General features: G+C 41.6%; 14 protein-coding genes and 1 tRNA gene. 6 read left to right on the forward strand and 9 right to left on the reverse strand.

Annotated elements, in window-relative coordinates; genetic code table 11:
- Window position 1 precedes the first annotated feature (1 nt).
- Both betB and betA read left to right on the forward strand, forming a co-directional pair.
- Window positions 2-1,465 (forward strand): betaine-aldehyde dehydrogenase, encoded by a 1,464-nt coding sequence (gene betB, locus QWZ08_RS08115; protein WP_290336839.1) that lies wholly within the window; start codon window positions 2-4, stop codon window positions 1,463-1,465.
- A 14-nt stretch (window positions 1,466-1,479) separates the two neighbouring features.
- Window positions 1,480-3,126 carry a choline dehydrogenase gene (betA, locus tag QWZ08_RS08120; protein WP_290336842.1) on the forward strand — a complete coding sequence of 549 codons (1,647 nt, stop codon included), beginning with the start codon at window positions 1,480-1,482 and terminating at the stop codon, window positions 3,124-3,126.
- A 534-nt stretch (window positions 3,127-3,660) separates the two neighbouring features.
- Here betA and QWZ08_RS08125 read toward each other — a convergent pair.
- The 3 genes from QWZ08_RS08125 to QWZ08_RS08135 form a co-directional block, all read right to left on the reverse strand.
- Window positions 3,661-3,744: transfer RNA gene (locus QWZ08_RS08125), tRNA-Leu, on the reverse strand.
- A gap of 250 nt (window positions 3,745-3,994) precedes the next feature.
- Complete coding sequence (locus QWZ08_RS08130; protein WP_290336844.1) at window positions 3,995-5,101, reverse strand: DMT family transporter; 1,107 nt, start codon at window positions 5,099-5,101, stop codon at window positions 3,995-3,997.
- Window positions 5,067-5,879, reverse strand: a complete 813-nt coding sequence (locus QWZ08_RS08135; protein ID WP_290336845.1) for a 2,3,4,5-tetrahydropyridine-2,6-dicarboxylate N-succinyltransferase — start codon at window positions 5,877-5,879, stop codon at window positions 5,067-5,069. Before QWZ08_RS08135 ends, QWZ08_RS08130 begins: the two co-directional genes overlap by 35 nt.
- Before the next feature lie 273 nt (window positions 5,880-6,152).
- Here QWZ08_RS08135 and QWZ08_RS08140 point away from each other — a divergent pair, with 273 nt between their 5' ends.
- Together QWZ08_RS08140 and QWZ08_RS08145 are read left to right on the forward strand one after the other, a co-directional pair.
- Window positions 6,153-7,304 (forward strand): glycosyltransferase family 4 protein, encoded by a 1,152-nt coding sequence (locus QWZ08_RS08140; protein WP_290336846.1) that lies wholly within the window; start codon window positions 6,153-6,155, stop codon window positions 7,302-7,304.
- Window positions 7,301-7,873: an L-threonylcarbamoyladenylate synthase gene (locus QWZ08_RS08145; protein WP_290336847.1), complete on the forward strand. Its 573-nt coding sequence runs from the start codon at window positions 7,301-7,303 to the stop codon at window positions 7,871-7,873. The genes QWZ08_RS08140 and QWZ08_RS08145 overlap by 4 nt, the downstream gene beginning before the upstream one ends.
- Window position 7,874: 1 nt before the next feature.
- On the opposite strand, the gene QWZ08_RS08150 is transcribed toward QWZ08_RS08145, so the two are convergent.
- Window positions 7,875-8,468 (reverse strand): porin family protein, encoded by a 594-nt coding sequence (locus QWZ08_RS08150; protein ID WP_290336849.1) that lies wholly within the window; start codon window positions 8,466-8,468, stop codon window positions 7,875-7,877.
- A 78-nt stretch (window positions 8,469-8,546) separates the two neighbouring features.
- Entirely contained in the window at window positions 8,547-9,497 is a 951-nt protein-coding gene (locus QWZ08_RS08155; protein ID WP_290336851.1) for a hypothetical protein, read from the reverse strand.
- A 293-nt stretch (window positions 9,498-9,790) separates the two neighbouring features.
- On the opposite strand from QWZ08_RS08155, the gene QWZ08_RS08160 reads away from it, so the two are divergent.
- Both QWZ08_RS08160 and QWZ08_RS08165 read left to right on the forward strand, forming a co-directional pair.
- Window positions 9,791-11,542 (forward strand): DEAD/DEAH box helicase, encoded by a 1,752-nt coding sequence (locus tag QWZ08_RS08160; protein WP_290336853.1) that lies wholly within the window; start codon window positions 9,791-9,793, stop codon window positions 11,540-11,542.
- A 355-nt stretch (window positions 11,543-11,897) separates the two neighbouring features.
- A complete protein-coding gene (locus QWZ08_RS08165) occupies window positions 11,898-14,069 on the forward strand; it encodes a T9SS type A sorting domain-containing protein (protein ID WP_290336854.1) in 2,172 nt (723 codons plus the stop codon).
- Between the two features lie 72 nt (window positions 14,070-14,141).
- On the opposite strand, the gene QWZ08_RS08170 is transcribed toward QWZ08_RS08165, so the two are convergent.
- From QWZ08_RS08170 to QWZ08_RS08185, 4 genes are all read right to left on the reverse strand, one after another.
- Window positions 14,142-14,933, reverse strand: coding sequence for a hypothetical protein (locus QWZ08_RS08170; protein ID WP_290336855.1), 792 nt, complete (start codon window positions 14,931-14,933; stop codon window positions 14,142-14,144).
- A gap of 291 nt (window positions 14,934-15,224) precedes the next feature.
- On the reverse strand, window positions 15,225-16,631 hold the full coding sequence (locus QWZ08_RS08175; RefSeq protein WP_290336856.1) for a hypothetical protein: 1,407 nt from the start codon (window positions 16,629-16,631) through the stop codon (window positions 15,225-15,227).
- Window positions 16,632-16,722: 91 nt separating this feature from the next.
- Window positions 16,723-18,078, reverse strand: coding sequence for a hypothetical protein (locus tag QWZ08_RS08180; RefSeq protein WP_290336858.1), 1,356 nt, complete (start codon window positions 18,076-18,078; stop codon window positions 16,723-16,725).
- 217 nt (window positions 18,079-18,295) lie between these two features.
- Window positions 18,296-20,188: a hypothetical protein gene (locus QWZ08_RS08185; RefSeq protein ID WP_290336859.1), complete on the reverse strand. Its 1,893-nt coding sequence runs from the start codon at window positions 20,186-20,188 to the stop codon at window positions 18,296-18,298.
- Between the last annotated feature and the right edge of the window lie 61 nt (window positions 20,189-20,249).

Here is a 20,249-nt window from a genome sequence, read left to right on the forward strand (position 1 = left end):
TATGGAGTATACTCAGTTTATAGATGGCGCATTAACTACCAACACAAACAGGGAATCCTGGGTAAACTACAATCCGGCTGACAACAATCCGCTGGGAACCGTTTACCAGGCAAACGAAGAAGATATTGAAGCAGCCGTAGCTTCCTCCCAAAAGGCATTTCAAATCTGGCGAACCAGGACCGGGGCAGAACGTGGCCGGGTGCTGGTAAAAACAGCAGAGATATTAAGATCGAGGTTAGAAAAAATTGCGTTGCTGGAAACGCAGGATGTTGGAAAGCCCCTTTCGGAATCGCTGGTGGTGGATGTTAGTTCGGCTGCAGATGCCCTGGAATATTTTGGAGGAATGGCTGCAACCATACACGGCGATTTTGTTGATTTAAAAAACGCCTTTGGATACACCCGTCCTGAGCCTTTGGGTATTTGTGCGGGCATTGGTGCATGGAACTATCCTATCCAGATTGCTGCCTGGAAAGCCGCACCGGCACTGGCCTGCGGCAATTCGATGATTTTTAAACCCTCCGAACTCACCCCGGCCACGGCACTCGAATTGGCGCAGGCATTTATGGACGCCGGCGCCTCGCCTGGTTTGTTTAATGTAGTGCAGGGTGATGGCCGGGTTGGCGCTATGCTAACAGCTCATCCAGGTATTGCAAAAATCTCACTGACAGGTTCAGTGGCTACCGGTAAAAAAATATTTGCCGGCGCCGCAAGCCAACTAAAAAAAGTTACCCTTGAACTGGGTGGAAAGTCTCCTTTAATTGTTTTTGAAGATGCAGATATCCCCAATGCGGTATCAGCGGCCTTGCTGGCCAATTTTTATACACAGGGTGAAGTTTGTTCGAATGGAACCAGGGTATTTGTGCAGCGTAAAATATACGACTCCTTTTTGTCGCAGCTCAGGGAGCGCACAGAAAGAATAAAAGTGGGCGACCCGGCAGATACTGATACCCAAATGGGCGCCTTGATTAGTAAAGCCCACCTGGAAAAAGTAATCGGGTTTATTGATGCTGGAAAAGCTGCAGGTGCAACATTACTTACCGGAGGTATACGACCTGAAAAAGATTTTAAAGGGCGCGATATCCGTTTCGGTAATTTCCTTACACCCACAATTTTTACGGATTGCGAGGATGCCATGGAAATCTGCAAAGAAGAGATTTTTGGCCCTGTGCTTTGTATACTCTGCTTTGACTCCGAAGAAGAAGTAATTGCAAGGGCAAATGACTCCGCTTACGGACTGGCAGCAGGTGTATTTACGAATGACATCAAACGCGGCCACCGGGTAATTCATCAAATACAGGCAGGTACCTGCTGGATCAATAATTATAACATCACTCCTATTGAACTGCCTTTTGGTGGGTATAAACAATCCGGACTTGGCCGGGAGAATAGCCTTGCTGCCATTCAACAGTATACGCAGCTAAAAAGTGTGTATGTAGAATTAGGAAATGTTGACGCTCCTTATTAAATGTATAAATAGCAATGGATAAAATTTTTGACACAATCATTATCGGAGGCGGATCTGCAGGCTGCGTGCTGGCAAACCGGCTAAGTGAAAACCCGGATCATAAGGTGCTGGTGCTAGAGGCGGGAAGAACGGATGCCTGGTGGGATATTTTTATTCATATGCCCGCTGCGCTTACCTACCCGATTGGCAGTAAATTTTATGACTGGCAATACAAGTCGGAGCCTGAGCCATTCATGAATAACCGCCAGGTATATCACGCCCGTGGAAAACTGCTGGGTGGTTCCAGTTCCATTAATGGAATGATCTTTATTCGTGGTAATGCCATGGACTATGAAAAGTGGGCAAAGGATCCGGGAATGGAAACATGGGATTATGCCCATTGTCTCCCCTATTTTAAAAAGTCTGAAAACAGAACCGCCGGAGTAAACGCCTTTCGTGGTGGCGATGGTCCACTGTATCTTGAGACCGGGCCTGCCACCAATCCCTTGTTTAAAGGATTTTTTGATTCGGCCAAACAGGCAGGCTATCCGCTCACAGACGATGTCAACGGATTTCAGCAGGAAGGTTTTGGCAAGTTCGACCGCAACATAAAAAACGGAAAGCGTTGGTCTGCTTCAGATGCATACCTGCATCCTGTTCTGGGAAAACGAAAAAACCTGGAAGTAATCTGCGGTGCACTCACCACCAAAATTCTGTTCTCTGGTAAACGTGCTGTCGGCGTGGAATATTTAAAAGGAGATAGTTTGCACAGGGTTACAGCAGGTGAAATTATTTGCTGTGGAGGAGCCATTAATTCTCCGCAGGTGCTGCAGTTATCTGGAATCGGCAATCCTCAAACGTTGAAGGCTGCAGGGGTTGAAACGCTGCACGACTTGCCTGGTGTGGGAGAGAATTTACAGGATCACCTGGAAGTGTATATCCAATACAGCTGCAAAAAACCGGTCAGCGTATACCCGGCATTGAAATGGTATAACAAACCCTGGGTTGGCCTTCAGTGGTTGTTGTTTAAAAAAGGTCCTGCTTCAACCAATCACTTTGAGGGTGGAGGGTTTATCAGAAGCAATGATACAGTTGCTTACCCTAATCTTCAGTTTCACTTTTTGCCGGTTGCCATCCGATATGATGGCACGTCTCCATCAGGAGGACATGGTTACCAGGTGCATGTCGGGCCAATGAATTCTGATGCCCGTGGATCAATAAAAATAAAGTCATCAGACCCAAAAGAAAAACCAGCTATCCTGTTTAATTATCTCTCCACAGACCAGGACAGAAAGGAATGGGTAGAGGCCATCCGCTGCGCACGAAAAATTCTGAATCAACCAGCGATGGATGAATTTAATGGTGGGGAACTTTCACCGGGACCTACCGTTGACACAGATGAACAAATACTGGATTGGGTGCGCCGGGATGCAGAGACAGCCTTGCATCCATCCTGCACCTGCCGCATGGGTACAGATAAAATGTCTGTTGTAGATCCACTCACTTTGCGGGTACATGGTATTGACGGTTTGAGAGTAGTAGATGGAAGTGTAATGCCGTATGTAACGAATGGTAATTTGTATGCTCCGATTATGATGATCGCAGAAAAGGCGGCGGATATTATTTTGGGTAACCAACCGCTTGCACCGGAGAAAGTTGATTTTTACAGGAAGGCAGATTAACCTATGGCACGACTTTTCCAGGTATAGTTTGTTTTAATTAATGATAGAAAAAAAAACATGATCAGTGAAAACACGCCGACCATTGGACTGGGCTAATTCAGAAATTTAGAAAAAACCAATTAATTGTCATTTTCAGTTCCCAGTCTAAAAGACAAAGCACAGAATTCGTGGAAGTGCACTAAATCCTTTCCCTATTGGTCACAAAAATTAATGAATTTTACTCTATCCGACTAACTCTGATCACCAAACCGATCATCATCTAAAATAAAAATAGCTGACATCGTTATGGTAGAAGTTCTCAACTTTTTAAAAGCCGTGATGGCAAGATTCTAACTTCATCAATCGTTCCTTCTTCCCCCTTATGAAGTGTAAGATTCAAAAGATCAAAGTTTCAACCTAAAAAAGCCGGGATGAATGTATTCGAGCTTTTAACTGTTTGACTTTTTAGCTGTCATCAAAAAAGTACCCTAGATGAAAAGTTTATCGCAACAAAAACCCGCTCTGGAAGCGGGTTCTAAGTTTGTAGTTTTTGGGTGCCCAGAACAGGATTCGAACCTGCACATCCTTGCGAACGCTGCCACCTGAAGGCAGTGCGTCTACCAATTTCGCCATCTGGGCATAATCATTCAGGGCTGCAAATATATAGAACAATATGTTATCTGCCCAAAAGCTTATTATAAAATATCAAGTTTTTTCTTATCCGCGACCACCCTGATTTTCTAAACCCTTTACCTATAAAAATCAAAGCATACAAGGCAAATCTTTCAAATTAACGGCGGCGTTGTATGTTTCAATCGCTGCACGCATGCGAAATTTTTAAAAGAGATACAGGGTAATATATTCGTTTAAGCCAGAGCGCTTTCTAAGATCAAACAACTATATCACGTACTTTCCACCCTGTTAATAAAACCCCTGCAATCACCAGCATGGTACCAATTACCTGCTCAAAAAAAATGCGTTCACCTAAAATGAAATGTGCCTGTAAAATGGTGCTAACAGGGCCAATACTGGATATGATGGCCACATTATTGGACCCAATCTTTTTCATCGCATTGGAAACTAAAAAACCGGGTATTACGGTAGCTATAATTGCCAGTAAAAATCCATACCCCCAAAATGAATTTCCGGCTGGCATATTGTTGTAATTGCCTGCTATAAGAAAATGCAAAAAAACACCTGCCGTTGAAGCCAGCATGGCATAAGACGTAAACCTGGTAGCCCCTACCAGCGGAATAATTTTGCCACTCCCTACCAGGTAAACAGCAAAAGTGATGGCACAAATAAATATCAATATACTACCCAATAAAAAATGAGCATTATCATAATCCACCCCCAACTCGCCGGCATAAGCAATGGCAATACCAGCATAAGTAAGTGCCAGCGCTATTTTTTGAATGCCTGATATTTTTTGTTTAAAAATGGCCGCATTGATGAGCAACACAAAACTTGGATACAGAAAAAGAATTAACCGCTCGAGGCCGGCGCTGATATATTGCAATCCAATAAAATCAAATAAACTACTCAGGTAATAGCCAAATATTCCCAGCCCGATAATACGCAGCCATTGTTGAGGTGTAATAGTTACATTTTCTTTTTTATTACCCGACAAAATAGCCGCACCGATAAAAAACGGAAGTGCAAAAACCATCCGTAACATAAGCAAAGTCAATGCATCGGTATGCGTATCGGCAAAAGCTTTTTTAACAATGATGGCTTTGGTAGAAAACAGGATGGAGCCTGCGAAAGCAAGCATAAATCCGGTGACAGGGATGGAGGAGCTATCATTTTTAGGTGTCATAATTAAACAACTCAGCCCCGTAAAGGGGCTGGTGTATTTTATATTTTTTAAACTTCCATCATTTAAAATCCTGTTTGGTAAAATGCCTGGAATAACTGCTGTTACAAACCCGGAATATTGCCGGGCAATGCCTTTTAAAACGCTAAACTGACACATTAAAATCTCGTAGTGCATCATTTAAACTTGTCTTTAAATCAGTGGAAGGTTTACGCTGTCCGATGATCAATGCACAACCAACACCATACTCGCCTGCAGGAAATTTTTTGTTGTAGGTGCCGGGTATTACCACGCTCCTTGCTGGTACGATACCTTTCATTTCTTTTGGCTCACTGCCGCTTACATCAATGATTTTAGTGGATTGTGTCAGCACAACGTTGGCACCGAGCACGGCTTCTTTTTCCACCCGAACACCTTCCACTACAATACAACGGCTGCCAATAAAACAACCATCTTCAATAATTACCGGGCTTGCCTGCAATGGCTCCAGTACGCCGCCAATACCCACGCCTCCACTCAAGTGTACGCCTTTGCCTATTTGTGCGCAACTACCTACCGTTGCCCAGGTATCTACCATCGTACCTTCATCTACATAGGCGCCAATGTTTACATAGCTTGGCATCAGTACTACATTTTTAGCCAGGTAAGCACCATATCTTGCAACTGCATGTGGAACCGCTCTAACTCCCAGTGCCGCATACCCGCTCTTTAGTTTCATCTTATCATAAAATTCAAATGGCGGTAAATTAAAAGTCTGCATTTGCTGAATGCCAAAATACATCAGTATGGCCTGCTTTACCCATTCGTTCACCTGCCACCCGTTTTCTGTTGGCGAAGCAGTTCTTAACCTGCCCTTGTCTACTTCTTCAATGATGGTTCTTACTGCGTCGGCGTATTTTTCTTCCTTAAGCAGTTCCCTGTTTGCCCAGGCCGCCAGTATACATTCTTTTTGTTCCATTGTAATGTGTTGCTTTTTTCGGTTATATGATTGTTCTTCCGGTTGTTGAAAGCAGTTGTACTAATGTAGTCTGCTATATGAAATTTGCCGGGCTGCGCAAGATACAAAAAGATTAAAAGGGAGGGCGTTGAATTTGAAACTAATTATACAAGGCTTATAACTGTCGATAACCGATAGTCAATAGTCAATAGTGAGACACTCACTACTGACTACTCTCTACTTATCGAAGGGTTTATTTATCTTGCGTTTCCATTCACAAGGCAGTATATAATTATGAATATAGGTTATGACGGCAAAAGAGCATATCAAAATAAAACAGGCCTGGGTAATTATATCCGTTCGCTGATTGCAATTTTGACACAGCATTACCCGCAACACCAGTACACTTTATTTGCACCAAAAAAAACGGATCTGTTTGATGTGGCTGCTTTCAAAAATGTGAGTGCCATTTTTCCGGAAAGCTTTCCAGGAAAACAGTTTCCGGGTTGGTGGCGGAGGCGGGGCATGGTGAAAACAATCGCCGGATCATCCATCGATATTTATCATGGCGTAAGCAATGAATTGCCGCTGCATATTGAACGAACCGGTGTAAAAACGGCCGTTACCATTCATGATATCATTTTCGAGCGCTTTCCGGAAACATACAATTTTGATGAACGCTATGTACACCGTCATAAAATAAAACAGGCCTGCAAAGCGGCCGATACAGTTATCGCTATCAGCGAACAAACAAAGGCTGATTTGATTAATTTCTATAAGGTGCCGCAGGAAAAAATAGCTATCTGTTACCAGAGTTGTAACCCTATTTTTCAGCAAACCATTTCAGATGCACAAAAAGCAATTGTAAAAAAAAGATACCAGTTACCAGGCGAGTATTTTTTATTTGTCAGTTCCATTGCACCACGAAAAAACCTGGTTGTGATCTGCAAGGCCATGATATTGCTGAAAGACAAATTGGATATTCCTTTGGTAGTAATTGGCAATGGTAAAAAAGAAAAAGAAGAAGTAAGAAAACTGATGCACGAAAACGGCATGGCCAATCGTCTGATTTTGCTCAACGAATTACCTGCTTCCAAAGCGTTGGAATTTACAACAGCAGCTGACTTTCCGGCAATTTACCAGCAGGCATTGGCATTGATATACCCCTCTATTTTTGAGGGCTTTGGTGCACCATTGCTGGAGGCTTTGTGGAGCGGCTTACCGGTGATCAGCAGCAATACCAGCAGTTTGCCCGAAGTGGGTGGTGACGCTGCTTTATATTTTTCACCAGGTGATACAGAGCAGTTGGCCCACTACATGCTGCAGGTTGCAAGCGACAGTGAACTCGCTGGCACTTTACGCAGCAAAGGTTTTGAACAGGCACAATTATTTACAACAGAAAAATACGCTGACAGTATTATGAAAGTGTATAAGCAAATACTATGATAGATTTTTCATCCGATATCAGCAATTGCATCACCGTGATGCAAAATGGCGGCATCATTTTATATCCTACTGATACTATCTGGGGCATTGGATGTGATGCCACTAATGAAGAAGCGGTAGCTAAAATTTTTGCGCTTAAGAAAAGAGCAGAAGAAAAAAGTATGATCATTTTGCTGGCAGAAGATAAAGATATCATTCAGTATATAACGCAACCGGATCTGGCCGTAATTGATTACCTGCAAACTGTAACCAAACCTACTACGGTAATTTATGAAGGTGCCACCGGGCTGGCAGAGAATGTAATCAGCAGCGATGGCAGTGTCGCGATACGCATCACCCGTGACCCGTTTTGCAGGCACCTGATTAAGAGATTTAAAAAACCGGTCGTCTCTACTTCTGCCAACGTTAGCGGCTTTCCGTCACCTGCTACTTTTGCCGCTATCAGTGACGAAATAAAAAACGGTGTTGACTATATAGTACAACACCGCCAGGATGATTTGTTAGCTGCCGCACCTTCGGCCATTATCAAATGGAATAAGGATGCTACAGTGACTGTTTTAAGAAGTTAGACTAAAAAAATGTAAGGCCTATACCAGCCTGAATACTCTGGCTTCGCCATTTGTCTTTGTTGTCGATATCATTAATGTTCGACAGACCAACCGCGTATCTTCCATAGACTCTGAAATTACCAAAATGTAACTGTACACCAGCCAGCATGCTGAGATCGCCTTTTTTAAAAGCATCTTTGCCATTCTGTACTAGTTTTTCGTTCTGGTTAATTAAGACGCCAAACTGCGGCCCGGCCTGTATTGCAAAGAATTTGCTCAGTTTATAATCCAGTAAAACAGGAATGCTTAAATAACTCAATTTGATATTGGAGATTTTGCTGGAATTTATATTACTGTAAATTTTACTTAACTGGCTGCTTGTATCGGTATTGATTTGGTTAAACAATACTTCAGGCTGCAGCGAAAATTTCTTGCCCAATCCTATTTCAGCAAAGCCGCCGACATGGTATCCATAATTAAATTGTTCGCTGAAGGATTTACCGGAAATCTTGTTAATGTTGGTACCAACCTTAACACCCAAATGAACACTTTGAGCGTTAGCTGCTGCGGTAAAAATTAGCGCAGCCATTGCGAGGAATAAGAGTTTTATTTTCATGGTTTTTTAGTTTTAATTTGTGTATCCAACGATATGCCAATCCAAATGTTACTGAGATAATTATTTGTTAATGAATGTTTACTGAAAGGAGTACCGAAAAGTCACCGTAAAATAATCCGCCCACCGGTTGTCTGTTGTTTTGGGCAAATAATAGTCAATGTACATTTCCGGTTCAACAGAAAATTTACCTGTTCCATAACTTGTGTTCAAACTAAAGCCAAGTGACTCCGGCTGAAATTTAGTGTTCTCTAATTTTGGCAATCTGCCTTTTTTATTTAAAAAACTGAGCAGGTTGGGTGCATTGGTTGTATGGTGTAACACCTGCCTGCTTTTACCCAAATTTAACAGCAGTGAAGGGGTGATCGTAATGCCATCTGACCTACTAAAAATTTCGTCCCATTCAAATTCATGCGAAACAGCAGGCACTAAAGTAAAGGATGTAAGTTTACTGTTTATGGAATCATAGAGCAGTCTTACCCTTTTAACTTCCCCATATTCACCACCGGAAAAATCAAGGGCTAAACCTGGCCTCAGCCAGGTTTTTTTGTACAGATAAGCGGCATACAAATCATTGTGTACGGGTGAAGCATAAGATGAAAAAATATCGCTAACAAAAGTATGGGTGTATGCGATGGTAAAATCCACTTTAGTATTTTCCGGCAATTCGTACCCGGCGGCGGCTGAATATTCATTCACGCCAAATCCATGTTTACTGTCATTTAATAAATTGACCGTGCCGGCAACATACAGCCCGCTTTTATGATGATAGGTAAGCGACGGCGAAAAAATGATTGTATTAACAGGTGTAAGCTTTGAATTGAGTACATTGTTCTGTACATTGAATATCCTGTTGCCAATGCCCAGGTTTACCGAAATAAAACTGCCAGCAGACTTTGCGTCGTCCAAAATATCCATCAGATCCTGTAAAATTGCAGTCGAGTCTTTATTGTCTATAGCCGGAGGTTTTGTTTGAGCGAAGTTTTTAGCAAAACAGCACAGAAAACTAATAAGCAGTAATATTTTTTGCATTGACTGACAGGTGTTTTTGTTACCGGGTACTTCGACTTATGAAAAACCGGTTGGTTTAAAACGGTGTATGTGGACTGATAATGTTATTTTACGGCTATAGCAACGTAACACCATTGATTTAATTGCACTTCGGTAGCTTAAAAACATTACCTTTGCAAAATTATTTATAACGAGTATTGCATGAAATGCCCGAAAGGCTGTTGAGATTAAAAATTACTTTAACGTTTAAACACTGAATTAAGTAGCGAAACAACAGGCGAATAGCATATCATGTAAACCAAAAAAAAATTTACATGAATGCATTTGAAGCCTTAGGCTTAAACGAACAATTAGTACAGGCAATTTCAGACCTCGGTTTTGACACTCCTACTCCCATCCAGGAGCAAGCGATCCCCATTTTATTATCAGGTACCACCGATTTTGTAGGTCTGGCACAAACAGGAACCGGTAAAACAGCGGCTTTTGGTCTTCCGTTGTTGCACCTGATCAACATTTCAGAAAGACATCCGCAGGCATTGATAGTATGCCCAACAAGGGAATTGTGTTTACAGATAACCAATGACCTGGCTACTTTTACAAAACATACCAAAGGACTTTTTACTGAAGCTGTTTATGGTGGTGCTTCTATCACCATGCAGATAAGAAATTTAAAAAGAGGTGTACACATTGTTGTAGCAACCCCCGGCAGACTGATTGACCTGATTGAAAGAAAAGCGATTGATCTGCAAAAAGTAAAATATGTGGTGTTGGATGAAGCAGATGAAATGCTGAACATGGGCTTTAGAGATGATATTGATTTTGTATTGAAAAATACCATCAACCGCGAAAGCATCTGGCTGTTCAGCGCTACCATGCCACCAGAAGTAAGGGCCATTGCCAAAAACTTTATGACCACACCCAAGGAAATTACGGTTGGTAAAAAGAACAGTGGTAATGTAAATATTGATCACCAGTTTTTTGTTGTAGCAGCCCAGCAGCGGTACGAAACATTAAAACGTTACATCGATTTTAACCCCGGTATGTACGGCATTATTTTTACCCGTACCAAACTGGATGCACAGGACATTGCTGAAAAATTGGTCAGGGAAGGATATGAAATTGAAGCGCTGCACGGTGACCTTACCCAACAGCAAAGAGACAAGGTAATGGGGCGTTTTCGCCAGAAGCATTTACAGCTATTGATAGCAACCGACGTGGCGGCAAGAGGTATTGATGTGGATGGTATTACGCATGTAATTAACTATGAGTTACCAGATGATATGGAAGTATACACGCACAGAAGCGGTCGTACTGCCAGAGCCGGTAAAACAGGTATTTGTATTTCTATCTGCCACAGCAGGGAAAGTTATAAAATCAAGCAACTGGAACGCATGGTGAATGCCATCTTTCATAAGCTGGATGTACCAAGTGGTAAAGATGTTTGCCGCAAACAGTTTTTTCATTTCATGGATAAATTAATGCAGGCAGATATTTCTAACGGGGATTATGAAACCTACATGGCTGACCTGCAGGAAAAATTTGCAGACATCAGCAAGGAAGAAGTGTTGCAAAGAGTTGCAGCATTGGAGTTCAACCACTTTTTAAAGTATTATGAAAATGCACCTGACCTAAATTCCAACATCAGAAATTCCGATATCAGGGGTGGCGACAGAAGAGAGACAGGCAACAGGGAAAGCGGCAACAGGGATGGCAGCAGAAGAGAAAGAGGTAATTTTCAACATGACAGTGGCTACACAAGATTATTTGTAAACCTAGGTACCAAAGATGGTTTTTACAAAGCCAGTTTTTTACAGTTTATTTTAGATGAAAGCAATTTAAACAAGGAAGTACTGGGCCGCATTGATATGAAAGAAATGAACAGCTGGGTTGAAGTGGATAAAGCGGCGGCCAGCCAGATGATAAAAAGCATAGATGGAAAGAAACACAATGGCAGACAGGTAAGAATGAATGAAGCAGATGGCGGTTTCAAAAGACCCCCGGCATTTGAAGGTAAAAGCGATCGCACGGAAGGAAGAAAAAGAATTCCGTTAAAGGAGAAAAGATAATATCTACCAAACATATTACAGGGCTGCTCAAACCAAGAGCAGCCTTTTTTATTATCAATCGATAAAGAGTTTAAAAATAGCTGCCACTAAAGATCAGCCAGGAATGCTATCAAAGGAATAAATGGCTGCAAAAAGAAAAATAACGATTTAGCTTTATACTTTTGGTGTTGCTTTTTTAAGATGCAAACTGGCAGAAATAATTCACTGTTTTACTACCCGGTGATGCTAACTTTTTTTGAAAAATAATTTTAACCAAGCTCCAAAATATATAAATCTCTTTATTCATTAAACGATTTTATAATAATTTATCCGCTACTTTTGTGACCTCTCTTAAACACTAAAATCTTTGTTTGCTATGGAAAAACTTTACTCCATTGTGTGCCCTTTGTACACCAAAAAATTGATTGCACTTTCATTATTTTTTGCCCTGGTGTCTCTTACCACGCTGGCACAAATCCGGCCATTCGGCTTTGTGTATTCTGAAAATCTGAAGGGTGGTACTGCGCTATTTGGTAACACTTTAATGAATGCGGTTAACCCCAACCCTACTGTTGATCTAACAGCCATGAATGGCAACAGCCTGGATGGCAACAGTATTTATGACAATGGTACCAGCGATATGCAATATGCAGATATCGATGGTAATTCAGGTGACGGAGCTGGTACAAGAAATTCTTCGTCGGCAGATTTAATTTTACCCGGCGGTGCAAATACTATTAAATTGGCAAGGCTTTATTGGGGTGGAAGGGCCGCTACTGCTGACTTCGATATGAATGCAGCAGCCAATCAAACCATCAAAATAAGAAAAGGAACCAGTGGAAGTTACCAGCAATTCGCCGCAGCCCAAATTGACAGGGTGTATCAGAACACGGGCACCTCTACAGAATTTTGCCGGTACCAGGCTTATGTGGATATTACCGCCCTTATTCAGTCGCAGGGCGCCGGCACCTATACGGTGGGCGATGGTGCATTTTCTACTGGTATTATTGATGCCTTTGGCAATTATGGCGCCTGGAGTATTGTTGTGGTGTACGAAAATCCTGCTTTAAACTTTAACAGCGTTCGTGTATACGATGCGTTTGAACAGGTATATGCTGGTGGAAGTGTTACCGAAAATACCGTTACATTAACGGGATTAAATATTCCTTCAGGTAGCCTGACTGCTGCTGATGCCCGTCTTGGGTTAATGGGCTGGGAAGGCGATTCAAGATACCCCGGTGATTTTTTTAAGATCAATGGTGTTGTCTTCAGCAATGCCCTAAACCCGGCAGATAATCCCTGGAATGGTACCATCACTAATAATGGTGCACACGTTACTACCAAAAACCCCAACTACACGGACCAGTTTGGAATTGATATTGACGAATCCGATGTAGGTATTGGCTACGGCATCCAGCCGGATGATCGAAGCATTACGCTGGAATTAGGCACCACAGATGACCAGTTTTTTTGTGGTATTATAACATTTGTGGTTAAAACAAAAGACCAGCCTGCCATACATCTTGCCAATACGGTAACCGATGCCAACAATAGCGGTACAGCAGAACCTGGTGAAGTTTTAACCTATAAACTAAAGGGTAACAATATCAGCAGCTTCAATGCACTTGCTGTTATTTTAAAAGATTCTTTACCGTCAACCGTAACCTATGTCAGCAATTCGCTGATGGTAAATTATGGCACCGGTATCGCTGCAGGACTTAAAACGGATGCAGCCGATAGCGATATTGCTGAGTATGATGCGGCCAGCAATACCATTAGCTTCCGTGTTGGCACGGGGGCCGATTCCTTTTCCGGAGGCTCGGTTGCTCCGGCGGATTCTTTTGAAGTACAATTCCAGGTGATTGTAAACAACCCCGGCTCAGGAACACCTCCGGCAATTGTAAACGTTGGCAGGCTCACTTCTAATGTGTCAGGCGAATTTTATTCAGACGATGCTACCGCTATTATAAATCCGGCGTCCGTGTTGCCGGTTACTTTAACTTTCTTTACTGCGGAACTATCGCCAAATAAACAGGTAAAACTAACCTGGAATACTTCGATGGAATTAAACAGTCAGTCATTTACAGTTGAAAGAAGTACCAATGGTGCCAGCTTTAAAGCAGTGGCAACCAAACCCGCTTCAGGTAATTCTTCCACCCCGCTCACTTATTTTACAACGGATGACGTTAGCGCTGTTACAGCGCCATTTGCGTACTACCGGTTGCTGCAAACAGATATCAATGGCAGATCGGCTGTATCTAAAGTGGTCGCTGTAAGATTATCTAAAACCAGTGGGGCTTTTAACGTATCACCAAATCCTTTCCGTAACACAGCCCGTATCAGTATTGACTGGGATAAAAATGAAACGACGGTTGTAAAGGTATTTAGTGTTACCGGTACCACGGTTGTCGTAAAAAGTATCGCAATGAAAAAAGGCACTAACTATTTTGTGCTGGATGAATTAGCTGCATTACCATCCGGTAACTACATTGTTGAATTTACGACAGCGTCCGGAAAACTAAACAGGCAGATCATTAAACAAAAATAATTGTACGTCCATCATAAAAAAAACTGCCACTCAAAAGAGCGGCAGTTTTTTTATAAATCCTATCCGGTGATATTACTTCCCAAATCTTCTTCCAACAATCAATTTAAATACCTGCTGGTTGCTACCCGGTGTAAGTCCGAATAAAAAACCAGTCTGCATTTCCCATTTCGAACTGCTGTATAAATCAAAAATGGGACCCAGCAAATGCTCTTCCGTTGTAAGCGGAAATATTTTTTTAAATGTGCCGAGCGTAGCGTAGTATTCTATACCGAGTCCAAATTTTTGGTGTACATTATACACTGTTTTAAATTGTGGCCCAACACCAAAAAATTTATCGGGACCTGTAAGATTAAATGCTACGTTGGGGTTCAATGAAAAATACAAGTTGCCAAAACTCTTATCGATGATGGGCCGCAACTCTCCATCCATCACATAAGGGCTGTTTGCATCCTGCCTTATATAACCAAGTTCCAGCGAAATACTGGCACCTACCTTCCATCCCCAGCTTTCAGGTATAGTAAACCTGGGCCTGATATGATTGCCTAAAAAAACATATTTGCCGTTGGGTGCGATGCCGGTAAAAGTATACAAGCCCATCTCCCAGTCTTTTCCCAGGCCACGGGTTATCTCCAGTGTTTCAAATATCCATCTGGCAGAAGAAGGGTCGGGCAATCCTTTCATTCCATTGAAAGTATAGTTCTGGTGTAGTTCAACAAACGTAACCTGCTTTGGAGTGATGCCCGATGCGTACACCTGAATTTCATTATCTGCCTGGGCCAGTAACAACGCAGGTAGCATTAAAAATGCAACGGGTAGTATGTACATTAATTTTTTAATGAGCCCGCTGCTGAAGCGTTTTTTCATTCTCTCCTTTTTCATACTTGCTATTCCTTTGTCATTAAATATTCACACTTACTTTTTCGGCGCAGTTTTTTAACTGACGTAAGTTAGCAGGAATAATTATTTTTTTGCAAAAGGAAATTAAGTAATCAACTAAAGAAGGTTAATAGTGCCTGATTAACCAGCCCTTAACAAGAGGAATTATAAGGTTACCGGTCTTCGGTTGCATGCAATCCATACTTGTTTTTCTGTGCAATTACAGGGAAAATTTTTTATGAAGATTATGCGCATAGTCTTTGTTTTAGGTAAATGATTCTATTTAGCTAGTCCATATTTTGTGTAGATACCCGACCCCGGAGATTGTGCATCCAGCAGGTTTAATATTCTGGCGCCTTTAATGCAAGACCAGAAGGCATTGTAGGTTTTAGGTCCACTTTCAATTTTTGAACAATGTATCTGCCAGTTGTGAACCACGGTTAACTGGCCCGCTGATTTTACTTCAGTAAATTTGGCATTGCCTGCCATACCATTTACCACCAGTAATTTCCAGTTGTAAGTACCAGCATTTCCAAAAACAAATTCTTCATTGGACTGATTCATGTGCATGCCGGCATAGTCCCCGGTATACACGTTGTACAATTGTTGTATACCGGTAAAGTCACTGGTCCATTTTCCTTTAAAATCAGAGGTGGCCACTGCGAACTTGTTATAAGATTTCATATTTGCCAGCGGGTTCATCAGGTCACTGTTACTATCCCATTTTATAGTTTCAGGATCAAATTTGTATTGCTGAATGAAGGTATTTTTATCTGGTGTAATAAATTCTATCCAGCCTTCTCCCTGCCGGAATAGCAAAACAAATACTTCTTTACCCGTTTTATTTTCTGTGGCATAGCCCATGCCCAGGTAAGGCCTGTTAAACGTAGCGATATAAGTGGTTTTGTAATTTTTAAGATTACTGTATCGTGGTGCTACCAGAATATTCCATGCGGCATTGGTGAGCGGTTCGGGGTCGGCAGGAAAAATGGTGCCTTCTTTTGGATAGTGCAACAGTACTTTAGTATTTCCTTTGGTTACTGCTACCCAATCTTCCTGCACGGTACCTACCCAGCCATCATCAAAATTGGTAGTAGTAAACGCATAGCCACCAGCGTTAGCATTTGTATTGCCAGGCGTTGAAGTTGTAGTAACAGTGCCGGCATTAGATGCCGCATCAGCAGGAGTTTTCTCTACTACCGTTTTATTCAATTCAATTGACCCGAGCAGTGCAGCAATATCATTTGTATAACGTTGTTTGTTTGTAACGGCCATAATAGCAATTGACTTTCCATAACCCGTAAAAGTTGTAAGCAATACCATGGCCGGTGCCTTATTAAAAATAAATTTACCGGCACCACTTTTTATTTTCCATCCGTCGGCTTCAACCGCACTATCTCCGTGTGGAGCTTCTTCTATTTTATAAGGACGTGCTGCCAGTTCCGTCCAGGATTCATTAAAATCTGTTTCGATAGCGCCTTTGCTTTCGGTGCTTCTGTAAACACCTATCTGGCACCAGCTGGTATCTTTTTTATTGGTGATCGTATAAACAACCAGGTTGACTTTGGTTTCTTTTTTCCAGCCTTTAGGGGCTGTATAAGTGGTAGCATCAAAGGTTTCTTTAAGCTGCGCTGCGACAATATTTGCAATTAACTGAAGACAAATAATTGATACTACAAATTTCATTTTCTAATTTTTTAAGTGGTCCCCTTTTAAAGGAAAGTTAGTCTTCGAAAAAGTAAAAAAGAGGTGCATTGCTTACTACAATGATGCCACCTTAATTGGCTTTGCCAAATGCATTGTAGCCTCCATATGATTTGTCCTGCAGCCATAATACCCGGGCGTCTTTTGAACAGGCGAAGTAGGCATTGAAGCTTTTAGGTTTACCTTCCATATCAGAAAAATCAATTTGCCATGGATTTGTCACGGTAAACTTTCCGCTTGCTTTTGCAGTTTGAAATTTAACGCTGCCAACAAAGCCGCTGGCAACACCAATATCCCATTTGTATGTATTGCTGGCACCAAATTCGAATTTTTGTGCGGAAGCATGTGTATCTGCGCCTGTACTGGCACCTGTGTAGGCATTTACATATTGCGTCATGCCCGAAAAACTATTTGTCCAGGTTCCGGTTAAATCACTGGCACCAATTGCAAACCGGTTGTATCCCGCCATTCGCTCTACTTTATCCCAGGTTTCTTCACTATTGTATTTTCCGAATTCTTTTTCAAAAGTTGGTCTGTCGGGCGCAATAAATTCAAGATGGGTACCACTGCCATTGCCATAGTGTTTCTTAAAAAACACTACATACACTTTTTTGCCGGTTGAAGCTTCCGTTAAATCTGCATCAGCAAATTCGATAGATTGCCAACTGATGTGTGGTTTAAAATTCATGTTGGCTGCAGCACTGTACCGTGGGGCTACCAAAATATTCCAGGCATTTTTTTCTGCCACCATTATGTCTGAATTGTAGGCATCAGCCTGTGGATGTTTGTAGTGCAGCAATATCCTGATATTACCTTTTGTCACCTCCACCCAATCTTCTTTTTCCACGCTTGTCCAGCCATCGTCAAAATTGGTTGTATTGAACCCGAAACCAGATCCTTTACTACCAATATTGTTCTGTACTGGATCATTCACGCCAGTGTCGTTTTGTTTAGATTCAAAAGGTGGCTTTTTCAAATCCAGTGATGCAAGAAAGGTTTGTATATCATTGCCATAGGTTTTGCTATTCGAACTGACAACAATGCTTACGCACTTACCAAAGCCGCTCATGGTCATCAATAAAGCCATTGAATTGGCTTTATTAAAAATAAATTTACCGCCTCCTATTTTTATTTTCCAGCCTTCCGCTTCATACACCGTGTCTGTTACTGGTGGCTCTTTTACGTCATAACCTTTTACTACAAATTCATTCCATTCGCTGTCAAAATCCTTTTCAATACTACCTTTACTTGCAGTACTTTTTGTAACATTTATTACGCACCAGGTGCTGGTTTTAGCGTCGGTAACAGTGTAACTCGTGAGGTAATCTTTCACTTCTTTTTTCCATCCCTTTAAAGGCGTGTATTTAACAATGTCAAATGAGTCCTGTTGTGCAACAGCTTTATTTACCAATGTGCTAAAGAGGATCAATGGTATACTAAGTAATTTTATTATTGTGTTGAACCAAATACAATTAACGGTGCTTTTCCTTACAACGTTACTAATTGCTGTAGGTTTCAATTTCCGACGGTCTTGATGGCGATAGTTATTTAAATATCCTGTTGGCACTGATGCTGGTGACATAAAAATTATTTTCCCAAATGTAGCCACCGGTTGCAAACAGCATTATCCTGTAAAAAGGGGAATTTTATTGCCTGGTGATCTTAATGTTACTGATGTACACATTCATATGATCTGCGTCATCGGTAGTGTTATTCCAGAAAACAGTATTGAATTTTGTACCGGGTTGCAAACCGCAGGTACTGCACTTGCCACCGTAGGGTGTTTTAAAATCGGTGCTTACCGCTACTGCTTTATTATTAATGAGAACAGACAGTAAATTGTCCTTAACGACCACTGATACATGAATGGTTGTTTTTTTATCGGTGAATTCACGCAGGGGATATTCATACACCAGCTCATCCGTTAAAGTGCTACTCTTTACCGGCCGGGTAGCATTCAGCCTCACCCTTACAATACCCCGGTAATTGTTGTTATTATAATCAGCTTCGTTACCGGAAGCGATTTCAACAGTTACCCTCGTGCCGTTGCCGCCTGTTATTTCCACTCCATCTTCGGTTGCCCCCCGGGTGTTTAAAGACAGCATAGCTGCTCCGCCGGTACGGGAAGAAAAGTCCCCGTCGGTTGACAGGTCATATTCTAATGTAAAATTTTCCGGCAACGGCTTTTTTAATAAGGATGGGTTTACAGGCGTACCATAGCCCAGCTTTAACCATTTACCAGGATGATCTTTAAGTGCAGTGACCAAAGCATGTTTACCATATCTTTTAAAATACCAATTAACAGGGTCTCCTCCTTCGTTAGCGGATGAAAAATCGTCGAAGAAAAATGCATCAGGGTATCGGGCTGAATTAGTGGCTACAGGATTGATGGCTGCAGCATTTTTCTTTCTGTATCCATCCAGTCTTGCTTTTAATTGTTCTTCGTTAGCAGGTTTGTATGCAATGCCTTTTACTTTTTCCGGATCAAAGAAATAGTTGTAAATGTAATCATAATTTAAATTTTGGGTAATGGCTGTATACATTTCATACAACTGGTTTCCGTTTTCTTTTGTGTTGTACCCAAACCAAACAGCAATCCACTGCGGCTGTGCTGTTTTGCATTGCTTCATTATGTTTGCCGGAACTTTGTACAGCGGAAAATATTGTTTCCTGCTCTTTTCAATATCACTAATAGCGAAAGGATCCATGTCTCCAAAAAAATCGCCAATGATGGTGGGTTGCATGTTGTGTAAAACGGCAGGTTCATTCAGCCGATTGTTATATTTTTCTTTCCATTTGTGTATGGCATTGCGGTAACGGTCCATTTCTTTTTGCTCGTACCCGTAAGCTTCTTCCCGGCTTTTTGAATCTGACCATTTGCTATTGATTTCATCTTTTTTATTTTGAAATTCTTTATCCAGGGAGGCTTCTGAAGCATCAAGGTATTCTCCCTTGGTTACTTCCACAAAAGGAAGTTTGTTGTTGGGAGCAAGAAAAACACTGTGCACTTCATTGATACGGGTAATGTATTTGTACACATTGAGATGAATTTTCGGATCGGCATCTTTATACTTTTCCCAGTCAAAATAACCGTCCGGTGGCCAGGTAAAATAGTAATCGCCGCCGCCATTCAAAAATTTAACTGCATAACTTGCCGGGATATTATTAACAGAAATACCGAAGGGCGTGTTCTCTTCATCAATGGGTTTAAAATGGCCTTTTTCATCCAGGTATTCTTTTGAAAAACTTACATTCCATACCATAAAATATACACCGTATCGCAGGCTGAGATTTTGCCGGGTAGATGTTCCAAGTCCACCAACTGGTGTATAACTTTTTTTCATCCACTCCACTATTTTATCATCAATTTCAATGCGTTTTTTTTGTACCGGGTCATTCGTCGGTTTTATTTTATTGTCGAAATGGTTATTGTCCCACCAGCCAATCACGCTGTCTTGTATGCGTTGTTCAGCAGTCAATTGACCAAATGAGCTTTTGCAAATTGTTACTACCAATAAAGTAAGAACTACTTTTTTCATACAATGCTTTTATTCCTTTATTATTTTTTGCTGATAAAATACTTTTTTATTGTGGGCATCA

The sequence above is a fragment of the Ferruginibacter paludis genome (genome assembly GCF_030409685.1).
Classification (GTDB): domain Bacteria; phylum Bacteroidota; class Bacteroidia; order Chitinophagales; family Chitinophagaceae; genus Ferruginibacter; species Ferruginibacter paludis.

Excerpts from the sequence above, each read along its gene's own strand:
- betB (WP_290336839.1), top strand. The coding sequence starts at position 2 with ATGGAGTATACTCAGTTTATAGATGGCGCATTAACTACCAACACAAAC.
- betA (WP_290336842.1), top strand. The coding sequence starts at position 1,480 with ATGGATAAAATTTTTGACACAATCATTATCGGAGGCGGATCTGCAGGC.
- QWZ08_RS08130 (WP_290336844.1), bottom strand. The coding sequence starts at position 5,101 with ATGATGCACTACGAGATTTTAATGTGTCAGTTTAGCGTTTTAAAAGGC.
- QWZ08_RS08135 (WP_290336845.1), bottom strand. The coding sequence starts at position 5,879 with ATGGAACAAAAAGAATGTATACTGGCGGCCTGGGCAAACAGGGAACTG.
- QWZ08_RS08140 (WP_290336846.1), top strand. The coding sequence starts at position 6,153 with ATGAATATAGGTTATGACGGCAAAAGAGCATATCAAAATAAAACAGGC.
- QWZ08_RS08145 (WP_290336847.1), top strand. The coding sequence starts at position 7,301 with ATGATAGATTTTTCATCCGATATCAGCAATTGCATCACCGTGATGCAA.
- QWZ08_RS08150 (WP_290336849.1), bottom strand. The coding sequence starts at position 8,468 with ATGAAAATAAAACTCTTATTCCTCGCAATGGCTGCGCTAATTTTTACC.
- QWZ08_RS08155 (WP_290336851.1), bottom strand. The coding sequence starts at position 9,497 with ATGCAAAAAATATTACTGCTTATTAGTTTTCTGTGCTGTTTTGCTAAA.
- QWZ08_RS08160 (WP_290336853.1), top strand. The coding sequence starts at position 9,791 with ATGAATGCATTTGAAGCCTTAGGCTTAAACGAACAATTAGTACAGGCA.
- QWZ08_RS08165 (WP_290336854.1), top strand. The coding sequence starts at position 11,898 with ATGGAAAAACTTTACTCCATTGTGTGCCCTTTGTACACCAAAAAATTG.
- QWZ08_RS08170 (WP_290336855.1), bottom strand. The coding sequence starts at position 14,933 with ATGAAAAAACGCTTCAGCAGCGGGCTCATTAAAAAATTAATGTACATA.
- QWZ08_RS08175 (WP_290336856.1), bottom strand. The coding sequence starts at position 16,631 with ATGAAATTTGTAGTATCAATTATTTGTCTTCAGTTAATTGCAAATATT.
- QWZ08_RS08185 (WP_290336859.1), bottom strand. The coding sequence starts at position 20,188 with ATGAAAAAAGTAGTTCTTACTTTATTGGTAGTAACAATTTGCAAAAGC.